Source organism: Weizmannia sp. FSL W8-0401 (assembly GCF_038009125.1).
Lineage (GTDB): Bacteria > Bacillota > Bacilli > Bacillales > Bacillaceae_C > Weizmannia > Weizmannia coagulans.
On the sequence record NZ_JBBPAG010000001.1, the window covers coordinates 2,335,312 to 2,361,887 of the forward strand.

General features: G+C 47.6%; 21 protein-coding genes, 1 other RNA gene and 1 pseudogene. 5 read left to right on the forward strand and 18 right to left on the reverse strand.

What is annotated here, in order from left to right; all coding sequences use genetic code 11:
- Positions 1–199 precede the first annotated feature (199 nt).
- Positions 200–1,231, reverse strand: coding sequence for an EAL domain-containing protein (locus NSU00_RS11520; protein ID WP_340702840.1), 1,032 nt, complete (start codon positions 1,229–1,231; stop codon positions 200–202).
- Positions 1,232–1,544: 313 nt separating this feature from the next.
- Here NSU00_RS11520 and NSU00_RS11525 point away from each other — a divergent pair, with 313 nt between their 5' ends.
- Positions 1,545–3,038, forward strand: coding sequence for a catalase (locus tag NSU00_RS11525; RefSeq protein WP_285958777.1), 1,494 nt, complete (start codon positions 1,545–1,547; stop codon positions 3,036–3,038).
- 268 nt (positions 3,039–3,306) lie between these two features.
- Here the strand turns inward: NSU00_RS11525 and NSU00_RS11530 are convergent, their stop codons facing one another.
- The 7 genes from NSU00_RS11530 to NSU00_RS11560 form a co-directional block, all read right to left on the reverse strand.
- Complete coding sequence (locus NSU00_RS11530) at positions 3,307–3,813, reverse strand: undecaprenyl-diphosphatase (protein ID WP_328196091.1); 507 nt, start codon at positions 3,811–3,813, stop codon at positions 3,307–3,309.
- Between the two features lie 76 nt (positions 3,814–3,889).
- The gene (locus NSU00_RS11535; protein WP_029142160.1) at positions 3,890–4,630 is read right to left on the reverse strand and encodes a polysaccharide deacetylase family protein; all 741 of its coding nucleotides are present in this window, start codon (positions 4,628–4,630) and stop codon (positions 3,890–3,892) included.
- Complete coding sequence (locus tag NSU00_RS11540) at positions 4,606–5,889, reverse strand: MGDG synthase family glycosyltransferase (protein WP_340703701.1); 1,284 nt, start codon at positions 5,887–5,889, stop codon at positions 4,606–4,608. Before NSU00_RS11540 ends, NSU00_RS11535 begins: the two co-directional genes overlap by 25 nt.
- Positions 5,890–6,224: 335 nt before the next feature.
- Positions 6,225–7,103, reverse strand: coding sequence for a hypothetical protein (locus tag NSU00_RS11545; protein WP_340703702.1), 879 nt, complete (start codon positions 7,101–7,103; stop codon positions 6,225–6,227).
- A 3-nt stretch (positions 7,104–7,106) separates the two neighbouring features.
- Entirely contained in the window at positions 7,107–7,613 is a 507-nt protein-coding gene (locus NSU00_RS11550; RefSeq protein ID WP_340702843.1) for an anti-sigma factor family protein, read from the reverse strand.
- Between the two features lie 4 nt (positions 7,614–7,617).
- Positions 7,618–8,151: an RNA polymerase sigma factor gene (locus tag NSU00_RS11555; protein WP_340703703.1), complete on the reverse strand. Its 534-nt coding sequence runs from the start codon at positions 8,149–8,151 to the stop codon at positions 7,618–7,620.
- 333 nt (positions 8,152–8,484) lie between these two features.
- Complete coding sequence (locus tag NSU00_RS11560) at positions 8,485–9,645, reverse strand: MGDG synthase family glycosyltransferase (protein ID WP_445684502.1); 1,161 nt, start codon at positions 9,643–9,645, stop codon at positions 8,485–8,487.
- A 573-nt stretch (positions 9,646–10,218) separates the two neighbouring features.
- Between NSU00_RS11560 and NSU00_RS11565 the strand changes: the two genes are divergently transcribed.
- Positions 10,219–12,450, forward strand: a complete 2,232-nt coding sequence (locus NSU00_RS11565) for a glycosyltransferase family 39 protein (protein ID WP_340703705.1) — start codon at positions 10,219–10,221, stop codon at positions 12,448–12,450.
- Positions 12,451–12,664: 214 nt separating this feature from the next.
- Here NSU00_RS11565 and NSU00_RS11570 read toward each other — a convergent pair whose 3' ends face one another.
- Entirely contained in the window at positions 12,665–14,560 is a 1,896-nt protein-coding gene (locus NSU00_RS11570; protein WP_340703706.1) for a glycoside hydrolase family 25 protein, read from the reverse strand.
- A 598-nt stretch (positions 14,561–15,158) separates the two neighbouring features.
- Here NSU00_RS11570 and NSU00_RS11575 point away from each other — a divergent pair.
- Positions 15,159–15,314: pseudogene (locus tag NSU00_RS11575) on the forward strand (IS5/IS1182 family transposase); the annotation flags it as partial.
- Positions 15,315–15,634: 320 nt separating this feature from the next.
- On the opposite strand, the gene ssrA reads toward NSU00_RS11575, so the two are convergent.
- Positions 15,635–15,997: a transfer-messenger RNA gene (ssrA, locus tag NSU00_RS11580) on the reverse strand.
- A 164-nt stretch (positions 15,998–16,161) separates the two neighbouring features.
- Here ssrA and NSU00_RS11585 point away from each other — a divergent pair.
- Both NSU00_RS11585 and NSU00_RS11590 read left to right on the forward strand, forming a co-directional pair.
- Positions 16,162–16,326, forward strand: coding sequence for a hypothetical protein (locus tag NSU00_RS11585; RefSeq protein WP_168940077.1), 165 nt, complete (start codon positions 16,162–16,164; stop codon positions 16,324–16,326).
- A gap of 136 nt (positions 16,327–16,462) precedes the next feature.
- Positions 16,463–16,603 (forward strand): hypothetical protein, encoded by a 141-nt coding sequence (locus NSU00_RS11590; protein WP_155116782.1) that lies wholly within the window; start codon positions 16,463–16,465, stop codon positions 16,601–16,603.
- Between the two features lie 538 nt (positions 16,604–17,141).
- Here NSU00_RS11590 and smpB read toward each other — a convergent pair.
- The 8 genes from smpB to NSU00_RS11630 form a co-directional block, all read right to left on the reverse strand.
- On the reverse strand, positions 17,142–17,606 hold the full coding sequence (gene smpB, locus NSU00_RS11595; RefSeq protein WP_013860180.1) for an SsrA-binding protein SmpB: 465 nt from the start codon (positions 17,604–17,606) through the stop codon (positions 17,142–17,144).
- 39 nt (positions 17,607–17,645) lie between these two features.
- Positions 17,646–19,940: a ribonuclease R gene (rnr, locus tag NSU00_RS11600; protein ID WP_061574303.1), complete on the reverse strand. Its 2,295-nt coding sequence runs from the start codon at positions 19,938–19,940 to the stop codon at positions 17,646–17,648.
- A 27-nt stretch (positions 19,941–19,967) separates the two neighbouring features.
- Positions 19,968–20,717: an alpha/beta hydrolase gene (locus NSU00_RS11605; protein ID WP_340703707.1), complete on the reverse strand. Its 750-nt coding sequence runs from the start codon at positions 20,715–20,717 to the stop codon at positions 19,968–19,970.
- Between the two features lie 193 nt (positions 20,718–20,910).
- A complete protein-coding gene (secG, locus tag NSU00_RS11610; protein ID WP_017551316.1) occupies positions 20,911–21,144 on the reverse strand; it encodes a preprotein translocase subunit SecG in 234 nt (77 codons plus the stop codon).
- 232 nt (positions 21,145–21,376) lie between these two features.
- Positions 21,377–22,672, reverse strand: a complete 1,296-nt coding sequence (gene eno, locus NSU00_RS11615) for a phosphopyruvate hydratase (protein ID WP_013860184.1) — start codon at positions 22,670–22,672, stop codon at positions 21,377–21,379.
- 399 nt (positions 22,673–23,071) lie between these two features.
- A complete protein-coding gene (gene gpmI / locus NSU00_RS11620) occupies positions 23,072–24,607 on the reverse strand; it encodes a 2,3-bisphosphoglycerate-independent phosphoglycerate mutase (protein ID WP_340703708.1) in 1,536 nt (511 codons plus the stop codon).
- Positions 24,600–25,361, reverse strand: a complete 762-nt coding sequence (gene tpiA / locus NSU00_RS11625; protein WP_340703709.1) for a triose-phosphate isomerase — start codon at positions 25,359–25,361, stop codon at positions 24,600–24,602. The genes gpmI and tpiA overlap by 8 nt, the downstream gene beginning before the upstream one ends.
- Positions 25,362–25,387: 26 nt before the next feature.
- Positions 25,388–26,572: a phosphoglycerate kinase gene (locus tag NSU00_RS11630; protein WP_340703710.1), complete on the reverse strand. Its 1,185-nt coding sequence runs from the start codon at positions 26,570–26,572 to the stop codon at positions 25,388–25,390.
- Positions 26,573–26,576: the final 4 nt, after the last annotated feature.

Here is a 26,576-nt window from a genome sequence, read left to right on the forward strand (position 1 = left end):
TCCTTTTACATCACGCAAAAGAACAATTTGACCTCACTGTACGGCTTGTTTCTCTTTTTTTGCCAGGTCCGCTGATTCGCATCCTTGCTGAAGCAATTAAAAAAGCCGACCTATCTTTCAGGTCCAGCCTCGTAAACGCAATGAAGATTCATTTTTTAGCAAACGCTACAAAAACGGCCATTGCAAAACCCGAAAGCCCCTAATTTCCTCCAGGAATGACCGCAGCAGGTTCAGGGGCAGGTTTTCCAATATAGTACCCTTGCGCCAAATGCATGCCGATCGATTTGCAATAGAGCAGTTCCTCTTCGCGTTCAATTCCTTCCGCCAGCACATAAATGCCGGTTTCTCCCGCAATTTTCATGACTTCCTGCAAAAAGCGCTGTTTGACCTTATTCTCGTCGCAATGGGAAATAAAAAAACGGTCGATTTTCACATAGTTCGGATTTAAGATTTTCAAAGTTTCAAGCGTTGCGTACCCCGAACCGAGATCATCGAGCGCCACGCTGACGCCAAGATCACGGTAAATCCCGAGTATCATTTTTAAAAAGTGGATATCGTTGATCTTCTCGGTTTCCACGACTTCAAAGACAAGGTCCTCGGGGGAAATATCGTACTGTTCAATCAAAGTGAACGTATGCCGCAAGCAAAACTTGTAATCATAAATCGAAGCGGGCAAAAAATTGATAAAGCTCTTCACGCCGCGGGACAGTTTCTCAGCACGGGCTTTCAGTGCCGCTTCCCTGGCGCGCAAATCCAATAACGAATGCAGCCCGGTTTTATGGGCGGCATCAAATAACAGGCCTGGGGGAATGTTCCGGTTCGGCAAACGGGTGCGTAGCAAAGATTCATAGCCGTATATTTGGTTGTCCTGAATGCGGATGATCGGCTGAAAATAACTTGTCAGGCTGTCGGAAATAATCACTTTCACAAGCATCTCATAGCGGATGCGCTCTTTCAATTGAGAAAGCGGCAGGGAGAGCGTCGAAAATCCGGATCCGGACGGATGGACACTGGTGAAAAGATCAACCGTTTCGGGCATATCTTTTATGATATCAAATAAAGTATCCTTTGCTTCAAACGGAATCATTAAATACTCCGAAAGAACTTCGTATACACAGGATTTCTGCGTCATATATTCAATGACAGCCTGCGTTTTTTGTATGTATAATACACCGCTTTCCGGAATATGAAAAGATGCATCGTTCTCCAGGTTTGGCTTCTCATTCAGCATGTGATTCATCCTCATCCAGTCGTTTAACTTATTTATACCAAAAAATGCCCGGCAAAGCTACTATGAAAAGCAGGCTGCAGGCGGCATCATCCCGGCCGAAAAAACGATCAAAGACGCTTTTCTCCCTCCTTCCCTATTCTACAATTGATAATCAAACGCTGCAAATGAAAATAGCACATTTCCCTCACACTTCTATTAGTCCTCCTTTCCATTGATATGATAATCTTTACTTTAAATTTATTATAAATAAATATTGATTTTTATAATGAACCAGTTATAATATAGATATCAAATAGCAAAAGGTGGGAACATGATGAGTGATCAAAAAGACAACAAAAAAATGACAACTGCATTCGGTGCCCCGGTTCCGAATGACACAGATTCAAAAACCGCCGGCAAAAGAGGCCCGTTATTGATGGAAGATGTCTGGTTTATTGAAAAGCTGGCCCATTTCGACCGGGAAGTGATCCCGGAGCGGCGGATGCATGCAAAAGGTTCCGGCGCGTACGGGACGTTCACAGTGACAAACGATATAACGCAATATACGAAGGCAAAACTCTTCTCAGAAGTCGGCAAAAAAACCGATATGTTCATCCGCTTCTCAACCGTTGCCGGTGAACGCGGCGCGGCGGATGCCGAACGCGATATCCGCGGGACAGCGATGAAATTTTACACAGAAGAAGGCAATTGGGACCTTGTCGGAAACAACACGCCTGTATTTTTCCTCAGAGATCCGAAACGTTTCCCGGATTTGAACCATGTCGTCAAACGCAACCCGCGCACCAATATGCACAGCGCGCAGGCAAACTGGGATTTTTGGACGCTGCTGCCTGAAGCGCTCCACCAGGTGACGATTACGATGAGCGACCGCGGCATCCCGGCAAGCTACCGGAATATGCATATGTTCGGAAGCCATACGTACAGCATGTTCAACGCCAACAACGAACGTGTCTGGGTCAAATTCCATTTTAAAACACAGCAGGGCATCAAAAACCTCACGGACGAAGAAGCGCAGGAAATTATCGGACGCGACCGTGACAGCCATCAGCGCGATTTGTACGAAGCGATTGAAAACGGCGACTATCCGCGCTGGACGATGTACATACAGGTGATGACGGAAGAAGAGGCAAGAAACCTGCCGTATAATCCGTTTGACTTGACAAAAGTGTGGTACCATAAAGACTTTCCGCTCATTGAAGTGGGTGTCGTCGAACTGAACCGCAACCCGGAAAACTATTTTGCGGAAGTCGAACAGGCCGCATTCGCCCCGGCCAATATTGTACCAGGCATTGGGTTCTCGCCGGATAAAATGCTGCAGGGCCGCCTTTTCTCTTACGGCGATGCGCAACGTTACCGGTTAGGCGTCAACCACTGGCAAATCCCTGTCAACTATCCGAAAAAAGCGGAACACTTCCATCCGTACCACCGCGATGGCGCAATGCGGGTTTTCAATCCGGCTGAAGGCGGCTCCGTCTCCTACAGCCCGAATAGTTATGGCGAATGGGAAGACAGCAAGGAACACGCAGAACCGGCACTCGATATTTTAGGTACAGCCGACTATCACAATTTCCGTGAAGATGATGACAAATATTACGAACAGCCCGGCAAATTGTTCAGGCTGATGACGGCGGAAGAACAGCACAGGCTGTTTGCAAACACGGCACGTAGCATGCAGGGAACGACAAAAGAAGTCCAGCTCCGCCATATTGCGAACTGTTATTATGCAGATCCGGCATACGGCGAGGGCGTCGCGCGCGCACTCGGTATTCCGATGAGCGAAGTCGAGGCGGCTGTTTCGAGAAAATAGCCGGCAGATAAAGGTTTGCGGTGACGCTAAAATGCACATGATACAAAATGATCTTAAGTTTTTGCAAAGCCCGGGCACCAATTTGCCTGATGATGACTTTTTGCAGCAGGCAAAAGCGCGGCAATATTTTGTTCACTTATATAGATATAAAATGTAAAAAGACGTTGAGGCGCAAATAGTAACGGTGCCCAAACGTCATTTTAATTGATTTAGGGTAAGGGCGGGACACAGTGCCAAATGGTGTCCCGCCCTCTTTTCGAGTGATTGTTCATTTATATCCTTTTTTTGTAAATTTTGCGCATATGTCATGATACCAGCCGATCAGCATGCTAAAAGCCGGATCAAACAACCCTTTCATTTTTTGAATGGCCCATACGGTGAACAAGGCAACAATGATGCTTGCCGCAATATCCCCCGGATAATGGTGCCCGACCCATACACGGGAAATGCCGGTCAAAACGGCACAGAGAATCATCGCTGACCCGAGTTTCCGGTTCCGCACCCATAAGGCGAAAGCCATTGCAAACGTGCCTGTCGCATGGTCGCTCGGAAACGAGTCATCGGCCGCATGCGGAATTAAAATGCTGGTATGATACGTGGCAAATGGCCGTGGTTCATAATAAACAAGCGTAATCAAAAAATTGACCAGCAAAGCGGCAATCCCGGCAATCCCGGCATAAAGCACCATATTTTTCATTTTATCATTGCCCAAAAACCACACAATCAATAAAACAGCGGCAAAAAGCGGCAAGGCATCCTGTGTAAAAAAAATCATGATGCCATCCAGTAATTTGTCATGCCCTGACAAGTTGTGGACCATAAAAAACAATCTGGCATTCTCATTCATGGCTCTATTTTCTTTCCTTTCTTCTATGGCTGGTTTTGATAGAAGAATGTTTGTCAAACATCTCGTCCATCCGCACGAACCGGAAGCCGCGCGCTTTTAATGCCGGGATGGCAACCCGCAAACCTTCAATTGTATACTGCGGGGCATCTTCATCTGCGCCCGGCGTGACGCCGCAATCATGCAGCAAAATCACATCACCGCTTTCCACCCGGGTGATCAGGCCGTTTGAAACTTTTTCCGAACCGCCTTTTCTCTTCCAATCACGGAACATTTTCGACCAGTGCACCATGCAGAACTGCTTGTGCAGAAAAAAGTCCAGCAGATGCATCATCCCCCACGGCGGGCGGTAAAAAACCGGCCTCTCGCCGGTGATATTTTCAATAATTTGTGCCGACTGCTCAAGCGTGCGTGCATTTTTCCAAGGGCTGATCAGCCAGTTGCACTGGTGCTTATAATTATGAAGGCCGATACAATGCCCTTCACGCGACATGCGCAAAACGATTTCCGGGTACCGGGCCGCCCTTTCCCCGACGAGAAAGAAAGTGGCCTTAATTCTTTCCCGCTTTAAAAGATCAAGCAGTACCGGCGTATATACCGGGTCCGGCCCGTCATCAAAGGTGAGCGCAATCTCCGCATCTTTTTTTCCTTTCCAACATACCCAGAAACCGAGTTTGGCCGCTAAAAAATATGGAATAATAGCATATATGAAAAGCAATAAAATCAATACCCAGATGATGACTTCCACACCGTGCCGCTCCTTTCATCCAGAGATTCATGCGGGTGATGCACAAGCAAAGCCTTTTTTCGCATCCTTGCATACTTTCCGTGCGCGGTATCCGGCATTTCCGGATCAGGCGAGTGAATGAGCCGCGCATATTTTGCCTGGTCAATAACGGAAAGCACCCGAAAAGCGGCTTCCCTGTTCTGAATCGAAAGCGTATTTCTTTTCATCTTCGCAAGCTGTGCCCTGTTTTCATTCAGGCGGGCTAAACACCGGATTAACGTTCCTTCATCTGGTGCCTCAACTGCTGCGCCTGCTTGTGTTAAAAAGGCTGCGTTATCTTCTTCCTGGCCCGGCAACGCTTTGTATAAAATCATCGGCAGTTCCATGGCCAATGCTTCCGCAGTTGTCACGCCGCCCGGTTTCGTAATCATGACGTCCGAGACGGCCATTAAATCACACACATAATCAATATAGCCGAGCACGAAAACCTTGTGTTTCGTCCCTTTCAGATCATCCATCAGGCGGGCGCGCAGTTTTTCATTATGCCCGCACACGATCAATAGCTGCATGCGGAAAGGCACCGCGTCCAGTTTTTCAGCCGTGAACAGCCCGTCCCCGAACAGGCCTTCCCCGCCGCCCATGACAAGCACAACCGGCAACGCCGGATCGAGGCTGTATTTTTTGTATAAAGCCTGCTTGTTCACTGGTTTCAGGAAACTCGGTTTGATCGGGATCCCTGTACAGGAAATTTTCCGGCCAGGAATGCCGATCCTGATCAGCTGCCGGCGCAACATATGCGAACCGACGACATAATGATCTGTGTACGGATGCAGCCACGAACTGTGGTGTGTATGGTCAGTAATGACGGTGACGAGCGGGATATCGGACAGCCCGTATTCCTTTAATTTTGAAATCATGGCAGACGCAAAAGGATAGGTGCTGACAATGACGGACGGGCGTATCGTTTCGAGCATCCGTAGTGTCTTTCTCATCCCTGTAGAAAATAAGCCGGTCAATGTTTTCGACAAGGCATTCCTTCCATACGTTTTACGGTACAGATACCCGTAAAGATTCGGGAATTTTTCAATACCTTTCATATAAACATAGTGGCTGACCGGGCATAATGCGGGATGGACCCATTCCATGAAATCGACGACAACCGGGTCTGCTTTTGGGGAACGAATTTTCATCGCCTGTTCAATTGCCCGGGCGGCCTGCAAATGCCCTTCCCCAAAAGCGCCTGTTAATATCAACACTTTGTCTTTTTTCTTGTTGGCCATTCTCTTTTCCCCTCTGCTTTTCGGTCTGTTTACAGGAAACGCGCCGCTTCTCTTTCTCATGCGGCTTCCTTTCGATACAATACAATAGACTTTGAGGGAAAAAGAAAAGTTCATTTACAGGCGATAAAAATTTGCGGCCATTGTTTTCCTGCTCTTCCATTTAAACGTATTTTGAAAAATACTGTAAAAATTTGTTGCGAAAAATTGAAACAATGCAAGACTTTTTTCCGGAAACAAAAACACCGTTTTGGCATTTCCCTGTTTTTTCATCGGGATCTGCCCGGTTCCCGGATGAAAAAACGTAGCCGGGTACTCACGAAAAAACATGCGGCCGCTTATTTTGCGGCCGCACGTTTTTTCCTGTTTCTCCATTTTTGAAATAGCCATGTGACCGAAAGCCCGAGCGAGTACCAGAACAAAATCAGGAAAATGACTTCCCCGACCAGCGGGATGCTGCAAAGGGCAACCAGGATGGTCACGCCCGTTAACAATTTCAGCCATTCCTGCCTGCCGTTTAAAACGTCAAAGGTGCTGCCGATTTCCCTGCCAAGAAACACGAGCCCTGCCAGGAGGGATACAAAAACAGCAAGGGATAACAGAAGGACAACCGGTATTAATACCACCGTAATCGTCAAAAACAGACTGAGCGCAAGGACGACAAGCGACAGCAGGCAGCCGGTAATGATCATCCTTCCGGGCCGCGTGTAGAAGGACCGGATCCCGGAAAAAAGCGGTTTTTGCGCGACTAAGCCGAACAAAACAGTGCACACAATCAACAGCAGGCTTGCGGAAAGCCGGAAAAACCAGAGGGCAAGAAGCATGACAGCGGCAAAAATCATACTGTCAAGCGTTTTATTGTTCATATTGATAGACAGGACATGTTTCGCTACACGGGCACCCGGCTGCTGTTTGATATTTCCGCCGAGCACAAATACAGAGCCGCGGATATCCGCTGACTTTCGAATATTCAAATTCCCGTTGATCACAATGACGGCTGTTTTGACATATCCGCCGACGGTCGCGTTATTCCCGATCACAACGACATTTTCAACTTTTTCATTTTTCGGGATGACCGTATGCCGGTCGTGGATGATGATTCTCATTCTTTTTTCCTTTGCAAACGCAGGGTGGAAACCCGCCCCTGCGCTCAGAAAAAGCAGGAGCAAGGACAATAAGCAAATCAATGTTTTTGTGGCTTTCATTTTTTTCTCCATCCCCTAATCCTTCACCGGCTTCATGGTGAGAAGGCCGAACAAAATCCAGATACAGACAGCCAAAATCACCGCCATCACCACCATGATCCCCGCAGACAAAGCCGGGAGCGCGGAAAGAATGGAAAGCGCAATATGAAAGCCGCTTGAAAGAATATTGAAGAGGGCCTGAAAAATATTCATGCCGACATAAAACGGTTTTCTCATCACCGGGTAGGTGGCAAGCACAAAAGCGGCACAGCAAACCGCAAAGAACCAGGCAAACACGCGGTAATGCATCGCCAATTTTTCCTGCGGCATAATTTTAGCCAGAACCGCCTTTTCAAACTGGATTCCCGGCACCTCAACCGAATGGTAAAAACGGCTGATTTCCGCCTGGACCGCCTCCAATTCTTCCAGTTCGCGGCGGCAATCCGGGCAAAGGGCAAGATGGGCTTCAACCTTTTTTCGGTCCGTTTCACTTAACGCATCATCCATGAAGGCCGGCAATAAATCCCGGACGTGTGTTTCCATGTGATCACCCTCTTGAAAGTTCTTTTTTCAAAATATTTCTCGCTGCGTTGATGCGCGACTTGACGGTACCAAGCGGGATGTTCAAGATGTCTGCGATCTCTTCATAGGAATAGCCCTGGATATCGCGCAGCACGATCGCTGCCCGGTGTTCCGGCGACAATTTTTCCATCGCGCCGCGGATGTCAAATCTCAAATTGGCACTGTCGATATTGGAAGTTGCCCTCCTCAGCGGCTCCTCTTCTATTTCCGCCTGAAGTGCCGCTTTTTTTCGCAATTTTTTCAGCCGGTCATAGCATAAATGAGAGACGATCTTCGACATCCAAGAGGCAAAAGCATAGGCATGTTCCAGTTTATCCAGGGCGTACCAGGCTTTCACAAACGCTTCCTGGGCGATATCTTCCGCTTCCATCCGGTCGCCTGTCATGGCGTATGCATGCCGGAACACCTCCCCTTTAAACTGGGCCACCAGCACGGCAAACGCATCTGTATCTCCTGCTTTTGCCTGCCGGATCAACTGTGTTAAATCCTGCTCCACCATTTTCAACTCCCTGCTTAAGCAACGCGGTCTTTTGCCGTTGCCCGGGCATGTGCAAAAGCGGCAAGGAAATTGCAGGTGCACACGCCCATTTCATTCCATGTTCATTATGGCATATTTTCCTTTCCGCCATCAGGAAGTTTTTTTATCATCCACTTAGCGCCCCATTTGGATAGAAGTTTCCCCATACCGGCCGGAAAGACGGGCGGCAAAATGCCGATGCAAGCTTTGGGCCGGACTGAAACATGTGCCCGGTTTTCACCGGCAGGAAATGATGATAAAAGTCCCCGGAAACGAACGCTAGCCCCTTCCAGGAACATAGACGCCCGCAAAAAATCAATAAGAGGTTGAAACAAAGTACTGGTCCTTCAGCACTTTATCCGGCGTTTGGTTTGCTTTGCGGCCGAGCAGACCGCGGATCAATACATCAAATTCTTTCCCCCGGAGTTCGATTTCGCTCCCGTATTGGCGCAGCCGCCGGTAAAACCGGGCCAGCTGCTTCCCGTCTTCCAAAATTTCCATCACCTGTTCCTCTACCGGTTTGGTGAAGTCCAATTCAAAGACAAGCCCGTGTTGTTTCAAAAAAGCAAGATTGATTTCTTCCTGGCCGGGGAGGACGGAGTGGATAAAAATCGGCAGTTTTTTTTGAATCACTTCGCTGATCGTGACACCGCCCGGCTTTGTAATGATCGCATCCGCTTCATCGTACAGCCGGCTCATTTCCTTTCTGGACTGGATATACGGAACCGGGATGATATGTTTCATCCCCCATCCGTTCAGCTTGTGATACAATTTTTCGTTTTTTCCGCATAACACATAATAATCGGCCCTGCCCGGCTGTTCCCGTTTCAATGCCTTCAGAAGGCGGTACAGATCACCGAGGCCGCTGCTGCCGCCGGATATTAAGATTTTTTTCCGGGATGTATGGCGCAAAGCCGTTCTTTCTTTAAACGCTTCATGAATCGGAATGCCGGTGACAAAAATGTTTTGTTCAGGCACGCCGTTACAGATGAGCGTCGTTTTGATCGTTTGGTTCGGCACAAAATGGATGTCAATTTCTTTTTTTCCCCACAAACCGTTGACGAAAAAATCGGTGTACGCATTGATAACCGGGACATCGATTTTTCCTTTTGATTTCAGCCGGCTGAGCAGCATCGACGGAAAACTGTGCGTGCAAATGACGAGATCCGGATTTTCCTCGGCAATCAGTTTTTCCATTTGCTTAATAAAAGAGAGTTCATAGAGTTTCATTAATGCGGTCTGGTCGGCATCCGCATAAATAAAATGTTTGTACACCCATTGGTATGTCCGCGGTGCTTTTTGAATCCAATTCAAATACATTTTCGTGACGATTTTTTCCAGCATCCCGCTCGTATAGGAAATCAAATCAACTTTTTTCATTTCAATGGTACTGTCCATACATTTCAATTTATGCATTAACGCCTCTGCGACCTGGTGATGGCCGGACGGCATTTTTAAAAGCGGTAATATGAGCACTTTAGCCAAGCTGTCTTCCTCCTTTTCCGGAAGCCTGTTCTTTTTATAATAAATAGACTTCCGCAATTGCCGGGAAGTTCATTCTGTTTTTTACCAAAAAAGCAGATTTTAAACAATTGAATTGTATACCGGATGGGTGTTTTCCAACAAGTATTTTGCCAATATTGGCCGTATTTTGAGCAGCAAGCCGCCTGCAGGGTTTTTGCGGGCATTTTTCGGCCGGAATTTCACCGCCTTAAAAACGGCCAATCCGGCAAAAGGATGGTTCAGGATAAAACCGTGCTGCGCGGCATTTCGCCCGGAAAACCCTTCACGTAAACACCTGCCGGCTGGCCGCAATTTCCCGCGTACCGCTGAAAAAACTGCGGGTTTTTTCATTGAATTCTCACGGTTTATTCAGAATAAGCAGCTATACTGGTCCCTTGAGAAATCTGGAAAATTATGCAAGAATACGAAGTGCAGGCGGCGGGGCATGATAAAAAAGAATGTTTTCATGCACCACTAACCAAACACACAACTTGCGCAATGAGAATGGAGATTGCGCGGAAAGATAATCCATGAGGTGAGCCCTCCATGTTCGTGAAAAAGATAACCATCAGTCTTTTCAGTGTCATTTTTACCGTATCATGCGCTCTTATCACGATCGGCAGCTTTTTCATCGCGCCGCTGTGGGCGGAAAAAAATGACCCGCATTTCGTGCTGCTTGATGGAAAATGGAATATTTCAACCGGGCAGATGGCAGCGCTGTTCCTCTTTGCTGTAGTCGCCATCTTGTTTTATCTTGGCTGTTGCCGCATTTTTGCAAGGCTTTCAGACAACGGGCTGAAAAGAATGGCAGCCTTTTTGTTTGCCGTTATTTTGTCTATTGAAGCGGCGATCCTTATCCTGTTTCACGGGGTGCAGCCGCCCAAGGTGGATGGCGGCCATATTTATCTGGAAGCTTTGTATTTATTAAAACACGGGACATTGCTCGGAAATGAGTACTATTTGCAGCTCTACCCGAATAATGTGCCGATTACCATTGCCCGTTACCTGCTTTACCGCTATGCCGCGTTTGGGAATCCGGACTGGTTTTTGATTGTTGATAAGCTGGCAGCGGCTTTGTTCCTGAATATTGGGATCTTTTTTCTCTGGCTGCTAGCGGTGAAAACATCCGGCCGCAAAACGGGAAATTTACTGCTTGTTTTCACAATCACATGGCTGCCGCTCTTTCTTTATATCCCGTATTTTTATACAGAAAGCCTTGCGATCGCCTTTCCGTCCATGGCGGTGTATTTTTGGTACTGCCACAGCCGTACGGGGCGCCCGGTATACCTTTTTCTGCTTGGTGCAGTGCTTGCTGTTGGATGCCAATTAAGGGAAAATATGGTATTGCTTTTGCCTGCCCTTTTGATCTACATGCTCTACACGCTCCGGCTGAAACAAACCGTGCTGCGGGCAGCGTTGATTATGCTTGTTTTCTTGCCTGTCACCTTTGGAGCAGAGGCGTATTACCACCATCTCGGCTACCGGGAAAACACGAGCATCAAGGCACCGGTAACCCACTGGCTGGCGCTTGGCCTTTCAAATGAAGGCCGATACAATGTCGCGGATACGAGATTGTCAGAAAGTCTTCCCACCCAACAGGCAAAAAAACAGGCGGATTATGCACTGATCAAACAGCGGATCGAAACGAGGGGTACATCCGGTCTGCTCAAGCTTTGGGCGGTAAAAGCCTTCCGCACATTTTCACAAGGCGATCAGGCCTACGCCAAGTACAATCAGCGGATGGACCATTACAACGCCGCATACCGCTATGTTTACGGAGACCAGAATCAAGTGCTGTTGTTTATCATCCAGGTTTTTCATATTGCAACGCTCTTTTTGCTGGCCGTTTCCGGCTTAACGTTCTTCCGTAAAATAAAGTTTGACGTTCAATTGCTCATGCAAATTTGCTTATTTGGCAGCTACTTGTTTTTCATTTTTATTTGGGAAGCAGAACCGCGCTACTCCCTCCTGTTCACGCCATTGATGATTTTTTGCGCTGCACGGGGTCTTGAAAAGATGCATCAGTTCTTGGAAGCAAAAAAATGGCTGCCGGCACAAAAAAGATGGAAACTGCAAACAGCAGGAAACTGGCTGCTCGTTTTAAGCCTTATTGTCCTGCTCGCCGTTTGCGCCAAATCGAATGAAAAAACATTCACAGGAACAACCGAAAAATACGAGGATTATATCGTCAACCAGCAGGCGGCCAGAGGAAAACCTGTTGCGCTTGTTGACCGGCATCATACCGTTACCCAAACGTTTATCGCAGACAAAGCTTTCGACCGGGTCGCTTTTATGCCTGCCCGATTCCACGGTAAAGCCGCATACCGCGTTTCTTTATGGCATAAAAGCGGCGGGCGGCAAAAAATGGTGTTTGAACGAAAATTTACAAACCATAAGCGAAAAACAAACGGCTATAAGGCATTTCTTTTGAAAAAAGCCTTGCCCGGTGAAAACAGGCATTATGCACTCCGGGTCGAACAACTCTACGGACCGGCGCATGCCCGGATGTTCCTTCATGCGAACGGCCCAAGCGGACATTTTGAGCAGATGGATTTGTACGGAGGGGGCCAATTTTACCAAAACGGCAAACCGATGGCAAAAACAGACCTTACGTTTACCGTATCAAAACAGATTACCGGTCCCCATATAAACCGGCACCTGTACAGATGGCTGTTTGGATGTGCTTTCTTTATGCTTTTACTCTATGGGCTTACTGTCCTGCCGGGAGGGGCAAGCAGAAAAGCAGCTAAAAAAATCCGCGAATTTGTGGATGCCTGATCACCCGCTTGAGCCGCTTGGCCAAAACGGATGAATGGACAAGTTTACAATGCATAATCGGCCTGAGCCGGCAACAAACGGGAATGCAAGGTGGAGGCTTGGACCGGCAGGCAGGGAAAATTTCTATGATCAAACCTTAGGCGGGCCCTGATGCTGATGGAAGCAAAATCAAAACGGCGAGAATCGCTTCTCGCCGTTTTTTTGAAAAAATTTTTTAAAAATCAGGGTCATAGCTGATATCAAGGTCAAAATGGCCGGTGATGCCATCAATGGTTCCGGTTTCGGTGTACTGCCAAACATCCGCATTTGTACCGAGCGTGGTGTTATATCGTGCCAGCCAAATTTTGGTATTGCCGGGCCAAGTATCTGTATGGCCCTCAAGATAGCTGTTCCAATTAAAGTAGCCGGCATAAATACCCACTTTCGCCTGCCCGAGCGCCTGCATTTCATTTAAGAAATAGCCGGCACAGGCCGGGGCCGCATTTGCCCACCAAGTTGTTGTCATGCTATTCGTCCCGGTAGGTTCTATATCTTCGAAAGCGTAACCTGTAAAAGCATAGCCGGTGCTCGCCTTTGTTTGGGCCAGCACTTGATAAAAATGCTTGGCTTCTGCAATATGCTGTGCGGGATCCGTAGTGGAATTGCCGATCATATGATAAGCATGGACCGACAAGCCGGCGTTTCTGGCATACTTATAATATGTATAAAACTTAGAGTCCGTATACCCGGTTCCTTCCGTTGCTTTCAGGATGACAAAACTGTAGCCCTGTCTTTTCATAAGGTTAAAACTACTCTGTGTCAATGTTTGATAATGGCTGACATCCAGTCCCTTTGCCGTCGTGGCAGACGCAGCGGCTGCTCCGGTACTGCCTGTTGCAGCCGTCCCGGATACGGAACCCGATCCAGTGTTGCTCGTTGCAGTCGTCCCGGATGCGGAACCCGATCCAGTGTTGCTCGTTGCAGTCGTCCCGGACGCGGAACTCGATCCGGTCTTGCCCGTTGCGGTCGTTGCGGATGCGGAACCCGATCCAGTGTTGCCCGTTGCGGTCGTTGCGGATGCGGAACCCGATCCAGTGTTGCCCGTTGCGGATGCGGAACCCGATCCAGTGTTGCCTGTTGTGGTCGTTGCGGTTGTGCCGCTTGTTGCTGCGGCAGCCCCTGTTATGCTGGACGCAGATCCAGACGTGCTGCCGGTTGCTGTTCCCGTCGTTGTCCCGCCCGCTGTGGAAGACCCCGTTTGGCTTGTCCCTGCCGTTGCCTTCGGCGTGCTGGTTGTTCCGCCCGCTGCCGGTGCAGGTTTTGTGAAGTGGCTCGTATAAATCCAGCCGCTTTGGGCTGTCCCAACAACGCAGACATGGGACATATTTTGGGTGCTTTCTTTCACATATACCTGCTTATTCGGCCTGATGACAGCCGTATACTTTGTATGGGACGAAGTGGTATACAGTTTGGAAGAAACATAGACCGTTTTCTTCGCCAGCGTGCCGGTTAAGTTATTCGCGTAAATATATCCGGAACTGCTGCCTGCTTTTACTTGGTAACGGCCGTGCGACCCGTTAAAAACCGATACTTTTTGCCCATCTTTAATCGTCTTTTTATACGAATTGCCGGTTGCGGATGTGTATAATTTAGACGGCATCCACGTATATTTTACAACCGGCTTGATAAAATGGGTTTTGTCAACATAGCCGCTGTACCCGGTTCCGATTACGTGGGCCAGATACATGCCGTTTTTCGTTGCTTCCATTTTGATATACATCATCTTCCCAGCCGGCACGGAAGCAACGTACGGGCCGCCTGCCGCCTGTTTATAAATTTTCGAACCAAAATAGTCCTCTTTTTTCACTTTGCTGCTTGTCAGGTTATAAGCATAAATGTAACCTGTTTTCCCACCTGTCTTCACCTTATAGCGCTTGCCCGATTTGCTGTAGACAGTTACCGCTGTGCCGCTGTTCATATTGCCGGAGTAAGCCGCGCCAGACGCCGTTTTATAGAGCTTTGACGGCGTCCACGTATACATGGTGGACGAGGCGGCTGAAGCAGGCTTCGCAAAACTTAGCACGAACAGCAACAGAAAGCCCGCACCCCCGAAAAAAATCAATCTTCGCAATCTGTCTCCTCCTTTTGTTCTATGTATCAAACACAATTATAATCAATAAATCCAGTAAATTTTATCCCGAATTTGAAAAAAATAGTGAACAATCTTTCATAATGAGTCTATATACCTATACCGGGTTCTAGTTTGTCTGTTTGAAAGGGATCGATCAAAGCAAAATTGCCAAATACCGCTCCAAAGTCCAAAGTTTTACCGGACAATTAGGATTGACTGGATGGAGAGAAGATATTTATCCGCTGCAACCGGAGAATTAAACAATTTGTACCGGAACATTTCCGCGAGATCACGAGAGAAAGGTTTGGGGGCACAACAGTTTTTGCCATTCCATAGCTAAAAAGCATTCCTTTCCTTTGGCTGCAAGTTGTTCAGCACCAAAAAAAGAATGCTTTTTTAAATCATTCCCTATAAAAAAGCAAGTACGCCAAGCATGAATGGGTGATGTTTAAGTGTAAAGCTTGAGTAAAGTATCTAGGGCTTGCTGAATAAGCAAAAATTCCAGATTTGACAAGGATTTTGGCTACTTTTGTCGAATATAAAGTGTAAGGATTTCAAAGGAAACACGTAAAAAACCTTGCACTTGGAGGCTGTTACGATGTACAAAAAGACCGAACATCAATTAACTTTTGTAGATGATTTTTTTCTACCATTCGGTGGGAAACTAAATAAAGAAAATCGCTGGGTCCGTCTTGCTGAAATGATTCCTTGGTGGATGGCCGAAGAAAAGTATGCCAAGTCCTTCAAGATGAAACCTGAATCCGTGACGAAATTTCCGCTTAAAGGCAAACAAATCGCATAAAATTTAGTATAATTGGTATATCAGACAAATTAAATTCATTCCACATTCAGGTGATCTAGGGAAATTTTTACATACTGAATCACTAAAAGTGCATTTATCGAATAGTCGGACACCACTATATCCTTACTCTTGGGAAATCTACCTATTAACGGCGTTTGTTATATTTTCGTCACGGATTCAGGTTTCTTATTCCCCACAAAAGCAAAAAGCCCGCAAACCCAGCCATATCAAGGGTTCACGGACTTTCAACAGTATCATCTTTCCAATTTTTAAAATGGAGACGGTGGGAGTCGAACCCACGTCCAGAGATATCGCCACTCAGGCGTCTACGAGCGTAGCCGGCATATTTGCGTTTCGCGCAGCCATCTGCCTGCCAGCGGGCGTCCGGTGCGCTAGCCTGATTGGTCTCTTCCTTCGTCCCCAGGCGGAGGACAGCCGGCGTATCCCACTGAATTTGAGACCCTTACCCTACCACATGGGCGATGGAGGGAGGATCCGCTTAGTGCTTATTAGGCAGCTAAAGCGAGTTTAGTGTTAGATTTGCCAGTTATTTTTAGGCGTTGCGTTTTTACGGGGACGGCCCCCCGGCTCGCAGCCTGAGCTCGATCTATCCCTGTCGAATCCGTAACGTCCCCGATATAAAAAGGGCGCTGCAGATTTTACATATAACTGGCCTGCACATACTATTATAACATGAATCCTGCAAGATGCAATTGTTCAGTTTTTCCGTATGAGCCAAGTTTTTCCCGGCAGTATGGCAGAAGAAGAAAACACATACAATACCTCATAGGTGAAAAGAATGGATGAAAGAAAACTGTATAAGTCCCCTTTTTCTGCCGTGCTGTGGTCGGTTGCTTTTCCCGGATTCGGACAGCTTTACAACGGTGATTATTTCATCGGGCTTTTGATCATGCTTTGGACGGCAGCCATCAATTTCGGTTCGAACCTCAATCTGTCGGCTTAAATTGCGTTCAAAGGAAATTTCAGCCTAGCCGGTGAACTGTTCCATCCCGAGTAGGGGATTTTTTCCTGCCGTTTACTGCTTCTCCCTCTGGCAAGCCTTTAACAAGTCGGTATCCATTAACCGGAGATTGGCATCATTGGGGGTGAAAAAGCCAAAAAAAGCAACACATTTAACTGGTTTCTTTTTCGGCATGTTGGCAGGTTTCAACTTTGGCCTCTTCTGGCATTTCCCTTTTTCCGGTTTTTTGGATATTTGGGCGTTCTGGATTTGCCTGTAATTAACGGGCTGGTGGTTGGCTCCATTTGTGCTGCTTTGGGCCATCGGATCGAGTCTCTTTGTAATAAACATGTTAAAAAGCAATTTTTTAGCATTTCATAATACCGGACAAGAACAAAAAGAATTGAAATAAAGGAAGTATGCGATTTGGTTTCTTTGATTTCTATTTAAAACTGAACGAAAAAGAGGAGGCGAAAGTAATGGAAAACATTAAAATGCTGGACCCGGATGAAGCGGAACAAGTATTGAAGCTGCCAAATTCCTACTTTGATCGCGGGTATAAAACAGGATTGGAAAAAGGGCGGGAAGAATGATAGCGAACAATAGCCGAGAGAATCGGAGCCGCCATTGATTGAAGGATGGCCGGCCCGCACCAGACAGAAATAACAAATGAACGCAACGGTTGGAGCATTGGCAAGGCGGAACCCGGCAGGCCTCTCTCCCACGATTGAAAAAAGCCATTTCTTAAGGGAAGCGCGCAAATCTTCTATCCGGCGCCTTCCCTTTTTTTCGTTCAGAGGAGCCGCCATACTGTTTTTTTAGTGCTGGCGGGCTTTAAAGGCGCGTTCAATCTCGCGGGCGGCTTCTTTCCTCTTCAAGGATTCGCGCTTGTCATAATTCTTTTTCCCGCGGGCGACGCCGAGCAGCACTTTTGCATACCCATTTTTAATATAGATTTTGAGTGGGATTAAAGCATAACCCTTTTCTTTTGTCACACCGGCCAGTCGGTCAATTTCTTTCTTGTGCAGCAAAATTTTCCGCGGGCGAAGCGGGTCATGATTGTACCGGTTCCCTTGCTCATACGGGCTAATGTGCATCCCGTAGACAAAGACTTCCCCTTTTTCCACACGGGCAAACGAGTCGCGCAAATTTACGCGGCCGGCCCGGATCGATTTGATTTCTGTCCCCTGCAGGACAATGCCTGCTTCATATGTTTCTTCGATAAAATAATCGTGGCTTGCTTTCTTATTTTGCGCCAGCACTTTCCCTTCGCCTTTTGGCATTTCGTTTCCCCTCCGGTGAAGGTTCCCGGAAAAATCCGGTTACCTTCGATTTGCTTTTTTCTTTTTCTTTTTCGGCGGCCTTGTCGCCCAGTCTTCGCCGGCATGGCGCGTTTTTTGCGGCCGGGCAGAATGGGCGCCGCGCACTTTGACGATCTTTTTCGGGCGTTCTTCCGTTTTTTCGCGGCGGTTGTTTTTCATGCCGACAATTTCAAAATCAATATTGTGTTCGTCTTTGTTCACATTGAGCACGCGGACGCGGATTTCATCGCCAATGCGGAATACATTTCCTGTCCGCTCGCCGATCATGGCATATTGCCGCTCATTGTAATGGTAATAGTCATCTGTCATATAGCTGACATGGACAAGCCCTTCAATGGTGTTCGGCAGTTCGACAAACATGCCGAAATTCGTAACCGAGCTGATAATCCCGTCGAACTCTTCCCCAATTTTGTCTTCCATAAATTCGGCCTTTTTCAGCTCATCCGTATCCCGTTCAGCTTCTACTGCCCGGCGTTCCATTTTCGAGGCATGGTCCGCAATTTCCGGCAGCAATGCTTTCCATTTTTCTTTTGTCTTTTCATCCAATTTTCCGCTGATCAAATAAGCGCGGATCAACCGGTGGACAATCAGGTCCGGATAACGGCGGATCGGCGAGGTGAAATGTGTGTAAAATTTCGTTGATAAGCCGAAGTGGCCAATGCATTCCGGATCGTACTTCGCCTGCTGCATCGACCGCAGCATGACCGTCGACACGACCATTTCCTCAGGCCGCCCGGAAACCGTATCAATGATTTCCTGCAGCGCGCGCGGATGCACTGAATTGGCTGTGCCGCGCACAATCAGGCCGAAGTTGGTAATAAATTCAAAGAACCGCTGCAGTTTCTCCGCTTTCGGCTCTTCGTGGATCCGATAAATAAACGGCACGTCCAGCCAGTAAAAATGTTCGGCAACCGTTTCGTTGGCAGCGAGCATAAATTCTTCGATCAGTTTTTCCGCAACCGACCGCTCCCGCAGCACAACATCCGTGGGTTTGCCATTTTCATCGACAATGACTTTTGCTTCTTTAAAATCAAAATCAATGGCGCCGCGCTCCATCCTTTTTTTGCGCAAAATCTCCGCAAGTTCGGCCATTTGCTCAAACATTGGAACGAGTGGTTCATAATGTTTTCTGAGCGCTTCGTCGCGGTCAACAAGGATTTTGTTAACGTCCGCATACGTCATCCGCGCGGTCGTTTTGATGATGCTTTCAAAAATTTCATGATGGACAACGTGGCCTGTTTCATCAATTTCCATTTCGCATGACAGCGTAAACCGGTTGACTTGCGGATTCAGGGAACAGATGCCGTTTGATAAACGGTGCGGGATCATCGGGATGACGCGGTCAACAAGGTACACGCTCGTCCCGCGTTCAAATGCTTCACGGTCAATCGGTGATCCTTCCCGTACATAATGGCTAACATCTGCGATATGGACGCCGAGCTTGTAATGGCCGTTTGCCAGTTTTTTCACGGTAACGGCATCATCGAGGTCTTTTGCATCGGCCCCGTCAATCGTTACAATCATTTCCCCGCGCAAATCACGGCGGCTGCCAATCTCGTTCTCATCAATTTCTTCCGGCACCCGGTTTGCCTGTTCGAGCACTTCATCCGGAAATGCCTGGGGCAGCCCGTACTGATGGATAATCGACAAGATATCGACACCGGGATCATTTTTATGGCCGAGAATTTTGATGATTTCGCCTTCCGCATTTTTCGTGCCTTCCGGATAGGCGGTAATATGGACAATCACTTTATGGCCTTCGACAGCACCGCCGTTTGCTGTTTTCGGAATAAAAATATCGCTGCCGAACCGTTTGTCATCGGGTACGACAAATCCGAAATGTTTGCTTTCGACGTATGTGCCGACAAGTTCTGTCTGGCCGCGCTCAAGAATGCGCACAACGGTTCCTTCCTGGCGCTGGCCTGAGCTTTTGGTGGACACACGGACAATAACGGTGTCTCCATTTAATGCATGGTTCGTTTCATGCGGCGGGATAAAAATGTCGTCCATCCCGGGTTCATCGGGTGCGACAAAAGCAAAGCCTTTCGGGTGGCCGATCAGTTTCCCGCGTACGAGATTCATTTTTTCCGGCAGGCCGTAACGGTTGCTTCGCGTGCGGACAATGAGGCCTTTTTCCTCCATATAAACGAGCACTTTTACAAATGCTTTGAACTCGGAAGAATCGTCAATGCCGAACGCTTTTTCCAGTTCCTGAACCGTCAGCGGCTTGTACGTCTCTTCTTTCATATAAGATAAAATTTTTTCAACATCTTGCTGTAGTTGGTCTTGTTCCATTTATTTCCCCCCTTTTTCGGGAAAATTTTAAACCGACCAGTCAAGCGACTCCAGAAATGTGTATACATCTTCGTGAAGTTGGTCTTTTTCGCCATCGAGTGTAATGACATGGCCGGAGTTCTCATACCATTTGAGTTGCTTATGGTCTGTTTCCACTTCTGAATAAATAATATTGGCGCTTTCCGGACGGATCATTTCATCATGGCGCGCTTGTACGACAAAAATAGGCGCATAAATGTGATCGACATGGTTGCGCACATCCTGAATAAGCTCTTGCAGCGATTGCAGCGTATGCATCGGCGTTTTTTTAAATTCCCGCATTTCCTGTTCGATCTGCGCTTCGCTTTTCCCTTCGAACTGTTTATATTTGCGGGCATACGCAACCACGCCTTCATACATCGTTTGCTCGCTTTTTATGTACATGGGCGCGCACATGGTGATAATTCCCTTTACAGGTACAGTGTAACCCAATTTTAAGGAAAATACCCCGCCCAGTGACAATCCGGCCACTGCAATTTCATGATACCCTTTTTCTTTCAATAACTGGTAGCCGTTCATGACATCCTGCCACCAGTCGCTTGGGCCCGTATGCAAAAGATTTTCAGGCGGTACCCCGTGCCCTTTATATTGCGGCGCATGGCAAGTGTATCCTTTTTTTTCAAGGAAGCGCCCGAGCATCCTGACATCGGCGCTGCTTCCGGTAAATCCGTGCAAAAGCAGTACAGCCCTCTTGCCGGCTTCAAATAAAAACGGTTTGGGTGGTACAATTCTCATCATCCGTAAAAAACGCCTCTTTCCTGCTGTTTTTCTTTGGGGCCTTTGTTCATTTTATTTGTAACAAAGACGTTTCGGAATTGCCAGCAATCCGCATAAAAATACCCGGCCTGGATTTTGGGACCGGGATGGGTGTCTTAAAGTTTACAGGCATGTGCGGATAAGGCTTCTGAAAAGTTGCCTGATTTGCATACCCTTATAGGTTTACATATGCAAGTCCGATGGCCAGCAGGAAAAATAAAACAGCGAGCACAATCGTAATCCTGTGTAAGATCAGGTCAATACCGCGCACTTTTTGTTTCCCGAAAAGCTGTTCAGCACCGCCGGAAATGGCGCCGGACAATCCCGTGCTTTTCCCGGGCTGGAGCAGAATGACTGCAATCAACAGAATTGAATCGATGATTAGTAACGTTAATAACAATGTATGCACAACTGCACACCTCCTGAGACGGGCAATACCTTATCTTGAGTGTACCATATTGGGGAGCGGGGTTCAACTACATTGGAACAATTGTCCGAAAAGGAACAGCGTCTTCCTGATCCGGCCCCCGTTTGGTCTTTTAGGGGTCCGGTGATGAAGGACGTTTTTTGGGTTCCGGGTCCCCGTTTTCCCATACAATCAAAAACTGCCCGGCTCTCACCGGGCAGCGTACCAAAACCAATTATTTTTTCAAGTTGTAGAAAGTTTTTTTGCCAAGGAACTCGGCTGTTTCAGCCAGTTCGTCTTCGATGCGGAGCAATTGGTTGTATTTTGCTACGCGGTCGGTACGGGATGGCGCACCTGTTTTGATTTGGCCGGCGTTTGTTGCAACGGCGATGTCCGCAATGGTGCTGTCTTCTGTTTCGCCAGAACGGTGGGAAACAATTGCAGTATAGCCTGCACGTTTTGCCATTTCAATCGCATTGAAAGTTTCCGTCAAAGTACCAATTTGGTTTACTTTGATCAGAATGGAGTTGCTAATGCCTTCTTCAATACCACGGGCAAGTTTTTCAGTATTGGTTACGAACAGGTCATCGCCCACCAATTGGACTTTCTTGCCAAGGCGTTCTGTTAACATTTTGAAGCCTTCCCAGTCATTTTCATCCAAACCGTCTTCAATGGAGATGATTGGGTATTTCGAAATTAATTCTTCATACCAGTTGACCATTTCTTCAGCAGTCAAAGCTTTGCCTTCGCCGGCTAAATGGTATTTATGGTCTTCGTCGCTGTAAATTTCGGAAGATGCAACGTCCATTGCAAGCAAAACTTGTTCGCCTGGTTTGTAGCCGGCTTTTTCGATGGCTTCAATAATGGTAGAAAGGGCTTCTTCATTCGATTTCAAGTTTGGTGCAAAACCGCCTTCGTCCCCGACAGCAGTATTATAACCTTTTGCTTTCAAAACAGAACGCAGGTTGTGGAAAATTTCAGCACCCATGCGCAACGCTTCCTTGAAAGTCGGAGCGCCGGCAGGCATGATCATGAATTCTTGAATGTCCACGTTGTTGTCAGCATGCGCACCGCCGTTTAAGATGTTCATCATTGGAACAGGCAGTTGTTTTGCGTTGAATCCACCAAGGTATTTGTACAAAGGCAAATCCAATTCGTTTGCTGCAGCACGGGCAACAGCAAGGGAAACGCCAAGGATGGCATTTGCGCCAAGTTTGCCTTTGTTCGGTGTGCCGTCCAGTTCGATCATTGCTTTGTCAATGCCGACTTGGTCAAACACATCGTAACGGCCGATAATGGCTTCAGCGATCGTGTCGTTTACATTTTTAACAGCTGTTTCGACACCTTTACCGAGGAAACGGCTTTTATCGTTGTCACGGAGTTCAACCGCTTCGTATTCACCTGTAGAGGCACCGCTTGGCACCAATGCGCGGCCGAAACCGCCGTCTTCTGTGTAAACTTCTACTTCAACAGTTGGGTTGCCGCGCGAATCCAATACTTCGCGTGCATAAACATCAGATATTAAAGACATCTTCTTATCTCTCCTTTTTCAATGCATAAATGGGGGTTTTCATCACTTTGTGAACTACCCGCCATTAAAATGGCAAGTTTCCAGTTCTACGCAATGAACGGATGTCCGTTGAACGTATACACTGTTGGCGTGTCCAACACCACTACTGATTGAGCCTTTAGCTCATTCAGATGCTTTTTGCAGATATTCATTGTACCATTCGTCATTCAAATCGTACAAAGCGGTACTTTCCAGGCATGGCGCTAAGGGCATGTCCGCGGCAAATTTTCCCGGCATACCCCCGGGTGTCATCCCTTTCCATGCCCCAAGCACCATTCAGGCATGGCGCTCCCGTTTTCAGGGCGTCACTTTCACCGCATTTGGCCGGATTTTCCTTTTATCAGGCTTCCCCGTACAGGGTCATTTTTTAATCAGGCTTGTGCCTGTCATTTCTTTCGGTTTTTCAATGTTCAACAGATCAAGCATGGTCGGTGCCAGGTCGGCAAGGATGCCGCCGTCACGCACTTCAACGCCTTTTTTCGTAATGATGACCGGAACCGGATTTGTCGTATGGGTTGTCATCGGCTTGCCTTCCGGTGTCAGCACTTCATCCGAGTTACCGTGGTCAGCCGTGATAATGGCATAGCCGCCTTTTTCAAGGATCAGGTCCACTACTTTGCCGAGGCATTCATCGACAGCTTCGATCGCTTTAATGGTTGGTTCCAGCATGCCGGAGTGGCCAACCATATCCGGGTTTGCAAAGTTCAAAATGATGGCATCTTGTTTGTCATTCCGGATTTGCTCCAGCAAAGCATCCGTTACTTCATAGGCGCTCATTTCCGGTTTCAAGTCATATGTTGCCACTTTAGGGGAATGGATTAAAATTCTTTCTTCCCCCGGAAATGGTTCATCACGCCCGCCGTTCATAAAGAACGTCACATGCGGATATTTTTCAGTTTCTGCAATCCGCAGCTGTTTTAACCCGTGCTGTGCCAATACTTCGCCGATTGTATTGTCAAGGCTGACCGGTTTGAAGGCAACATAGCCTTTGACCGTTTCCGAAAAATGCGTCATGCAGACGAAGTACAAATCTTTCGGATGATTCGGGCCGCGGTCAAATGCACGGTAATCTTCATTCGTAAAAGCATTTGAAATTTGGATGGCACGGTCCGGGCGGAAGTTGTAGAAAATGACCGAATCATGGTCCTGAACCGTTGCCACCGGTGAGCCGTCTTCTTTTGTAATCACAGAAGGAATAACGAATTCATCAAAGATCCCGTTTTTATAGGAATCTTCAATCACCGCCATTGGGTTCGGATATTTCGGGCCTTCGCCGTATGCCATGGCACGGTACGCTTTTTCCACACGGTCCCAGCGCTTGTCACGGTCCATGGAATAGTAACGGCCGGTAATCGTTGCAAATTCGCCAACGCCGTACTCTTTAAATTTTTCTTCCGTTGCTTTGATGTATTTTTCCGCTGTTTTCGGGCCCACGTCACGGCCATCAAGGAATGCATGGACGTATACTTTTTTCACACCTTGATCGGCTGCGAATTTCAACAGCGCGAACATATGGCGGATATGGCTGTGCACGCCGCCGTCCGACAACAAGCCGAATAAGTGGAGGCTTGTCCCGTGTTTTTTCACATTTTCAACCGCGCCGAGGAAGGTTTCGTTCTTTTCAAACTCGCCTTCTTTGATCGACATGTCTATGCGCGTCAGATTTTGGTAAACGATACGCCCTGCACCGATGTTTGTATGGCCGACTTCCGAGTTCCCCATCTGGCCATCAGGAAGGCCGACGGATTCGCCGCTTGCGCCGAGCTGATTGTGCGGGAACTCTTTCCAGTAACGGTCAAAATTTGGTTTTTTTGCTTGGGCTACAGCATTGCCGTATGTTTCTTTCCGGCAGCCGAAGCCGTCTAAGATGATTAATGCCACAGGTGCTTTACTCATGGCTTACCGCCTCCAATAATTGCAAATAAGATTGCGGGTCAAGGCTTGCGCCGCCCACTAATGCACCGTCAATATCCGGTTGTTCCATGAATTCTTTAATGTTGCCAGGTTTTACACTGCCGCCGTATTGAATTCGGACACTGTCAGCAACATCCTGGCTGAATTGGTCCGCGATCACACTGCGGATATAGGCACAAACTTCGTTGGCATCTTCGGCAGTCGAAGATTTGCCTGTTCCGATTGCCCAGATAGGTTCATAGGCAACGACAACCTGTTTTGCCTCGTCGCCGGAAAGCCCGGAAAAAGCAGCTTTTACCTGTGAACCGACGATTTGTTTTGTTTCATTGTTTTCCCGTTGTGCCAGTGTTTCTCCCACGCATACGATTGGTGTTAAATGATGGGCAAAAGCAGCTTTCACTTTCTTATTGACTGCTTCATCCGTTTCATTAAACATTTCACGGCGTTCAGAGTGTCCCAGGATGACATATTCAACATGCAAATCCGCGAGTGCAACCGGGCTGATCTCGCCTGTAAAAGCACCGCTTTCTTCATAGTGCATGTTTTGGGCGCCAATTTTTACGCGGGTGCCTTTTGTTGCTTCCACCAGGCGTTCCAAAAAGAGCGCAGGCGCACAGATGACGCTGTCGACAACAGATTCGCCAGGTACCGAATGTTTTACCTCTTCGACAAAAGCCAGCGCTTCCGGCAAGGTTTTATTCATTTTCCAGTTCCCCGCAATGATCGGTTTACGCAATAAGGACACTCCCTTTCCTGATAAAATTATTTGTCATTTAAAGCTGCAACGCCTGGAAGTGTTTTCCCTTCCATAAATTCAAGCGATGCGCCGCCGCCCGTTGAAATATGGTCCATTTTTTCTGCCAGATGGAATTTTTCAACAGCTGCCGCAGAGTCGCCGCCGCCGATGATGCTGTAAGTGCCGGTTGCAGCCGCGAGCGCTTCTGCAACGCCTTTTGTCCCGTTGGCATACGCGTCCATTTCGAATACGCCCATCGGTCCGTTCCAAATGACGAGTTTCGATTCTTTGATGACTTTGGCATACAGTTCAACCGTTTTCGGGCCGATGTCAAGTGCCTGCCAGTCAGCCGGAATTTCTTCAATTGCTACTTCTTTTTTGTTGGCCGTTTCGGAGAATTCGTCTGCTACGACCGCATCAACCGGCATATAGAAGTTGACGCCTTTTTCTTTCGCCTTTGCCATAAAAGATTTTGCAAGGTCAATTTTGTCTTCTTCAAGCAGCGATTTGCCGATTTCATGGCCTTGTGCTTTGACGAACGTATAAGCAAGGCCGCCACCGATGATCAGGTTGTCGACTTTATCCAGCAAATTGTCGATGACGCCGATTTTGTCTTTGACTTTCGCGCCGCCGATAATGGCAGTAAAAGGGCGTTCCGGATTGGACAATGCTTTGCCGAGCACATCGAGTTCTTTTTGCATTAAAAAGCCGGATACTGCAGGCAAGTGATGGGCAATCCCTTCTGTTGATGCATGGGCACGGTGGGCAGCGCCGAATGCGTCGTTTACATACAGCTCAGCCAAAGATGCAAATTCCTTTGCCAGTTCCGGGTCATTTTTTTCTTCACCCGGGTAGAAACGGACGTTTTCAAGCAACAATATGTCGCCATTATTCATTTTGCTGATTTCCGCCTTAACCGATTCGCCGTAAGCTTCATTTGCTTTTTTGACGTCTTTTCCAAGCAGTTCACTCAGGCGTTTTGCAACCGGCGTAAGGCGCAGTTCTTCAACAACCTGGCCCTTAGGACGGCCGAGGTGGCTGGCAAGAATGACTTTCGCGCCGTTTTCCACCAAATATTTGATCGTTGGAAGGGCAGCGCGGATCCTTGTGTCATCCGTTACATAGCCGTCTTTTAACGGAACATTGAAGTCGACGCGGCAGAAAACGCGTTTGCCTTGCAATTCAACATCTTTAATCGATTTTTTGTTCATGGCA

Excerpts from the sequence above, each read along its gene's own strand:
- NSU00_RS11520 (WP_340702840.1), bottom strand. The coding sequence starts at position 1,231 with ATGCTGAATGAGAAGCCAAACCTGGAGAACGATGCATCTTTTCATATT.
- NSU00_RS11525 (WP_285958777.1), top strand. The coding sequence starts at position 1,545 with ATGAGTGATCAAAAAGACAACAAAAAAATGACAACTGCATTCGGTGCC.
- NSU00_RS11530 (WP_328196091.1), bottom strand. The coding sequence starts at position 3,813 with ATGATTTTTTTTACACAGGATGCCTTGCCGCTTTTTGCCGCTGTTTTA.
- NSU00_RS11540 (WP_340703701.1), bottom strand. The coding sequence starts at position 5,889 with ATGGCCAACAAGAAAAAAGACAAAGTGTTGATATTAACAGGCGCTTTT.
- NSU00_RS11545 (WP_340703702.1), bottom strand. The coding sequence starts at position 7,103 with ATGGAGAAAAAAATGAAAGCCACAAAAACATTGATTTGCTTATTGTCC.
- NSU00_RS11550 (WP_340702843.1), bottom strand. The coding sequence starts at position 7,613 with ATGGAAACACACGTCCGGGATTTATTGCCGGCCTTCATGGATGATGCG.
- NSU00_RS11555 (WP_340703703.1), bottom strand. The coding sequence starts at position 8,151 with ATGGTGGAGCAGGATTTAACACAGTTGATCCGGCAGGCAAAAGCAGGA.
- NSU00_RS11565 (WP_340703705.1), top strand. The coding sequence starts at position 10,219 with ATGTTCGTGAAAAAGATAACCATCAGTCTTTTCAGTGTCATTTTTACC.
- NSU00_RS11585 (WP_168940077.1), top strand. The coding sequence starts at position 16,162 with ATGGATGAAAGAAAACTGTATAAGTCCCCTTTTTCTGCCGTGCTGTGG.
- smpB (WP_013860180.1), bottom strand. The coding sequence starts at position 17,606 with ATGCCAAAAGGCGAAGGGAAAGTGCTGGCGCAAAATAAGAAAGCAAGC.
- rnr (WP_061574303.1), bottom strand. The coding sequence starts at position 19,940 with ATGGAACAAGACCAACTACAGCAAGATGTTGAAAAAATTTTATCTTAT.
- NSU00_RS11605 (WP_340703707.1), bottom strand. The coding sequence starts at position 20,717 with ATGATGAGAATTGTACCACCCAAACCGTTTTTATTTGAAGCCGGCAAG.
- eno (WP_013860184.1), bottom strand. The coding sequence starts at position 22,672 with ATGTCTTTAATATCTGATGTTTATGCACGCGAAGTATTGGATTCGCGC.
- gpmI (WP_340703708.1), bottom strand. The coding sequence starts at position 24,607 with ATGAGTAAAGCACCTGTGGCATTAATCATCTTAGACGGCTTCGGCTGC.
- NSU00_RS11630 (WP_340703710.1), bottom strand. The coding sequence starts at position 26,572 with ATGAACAAAAAATCGATTAAAGATGTTGAATTGCAAGGCAAACGCGTT.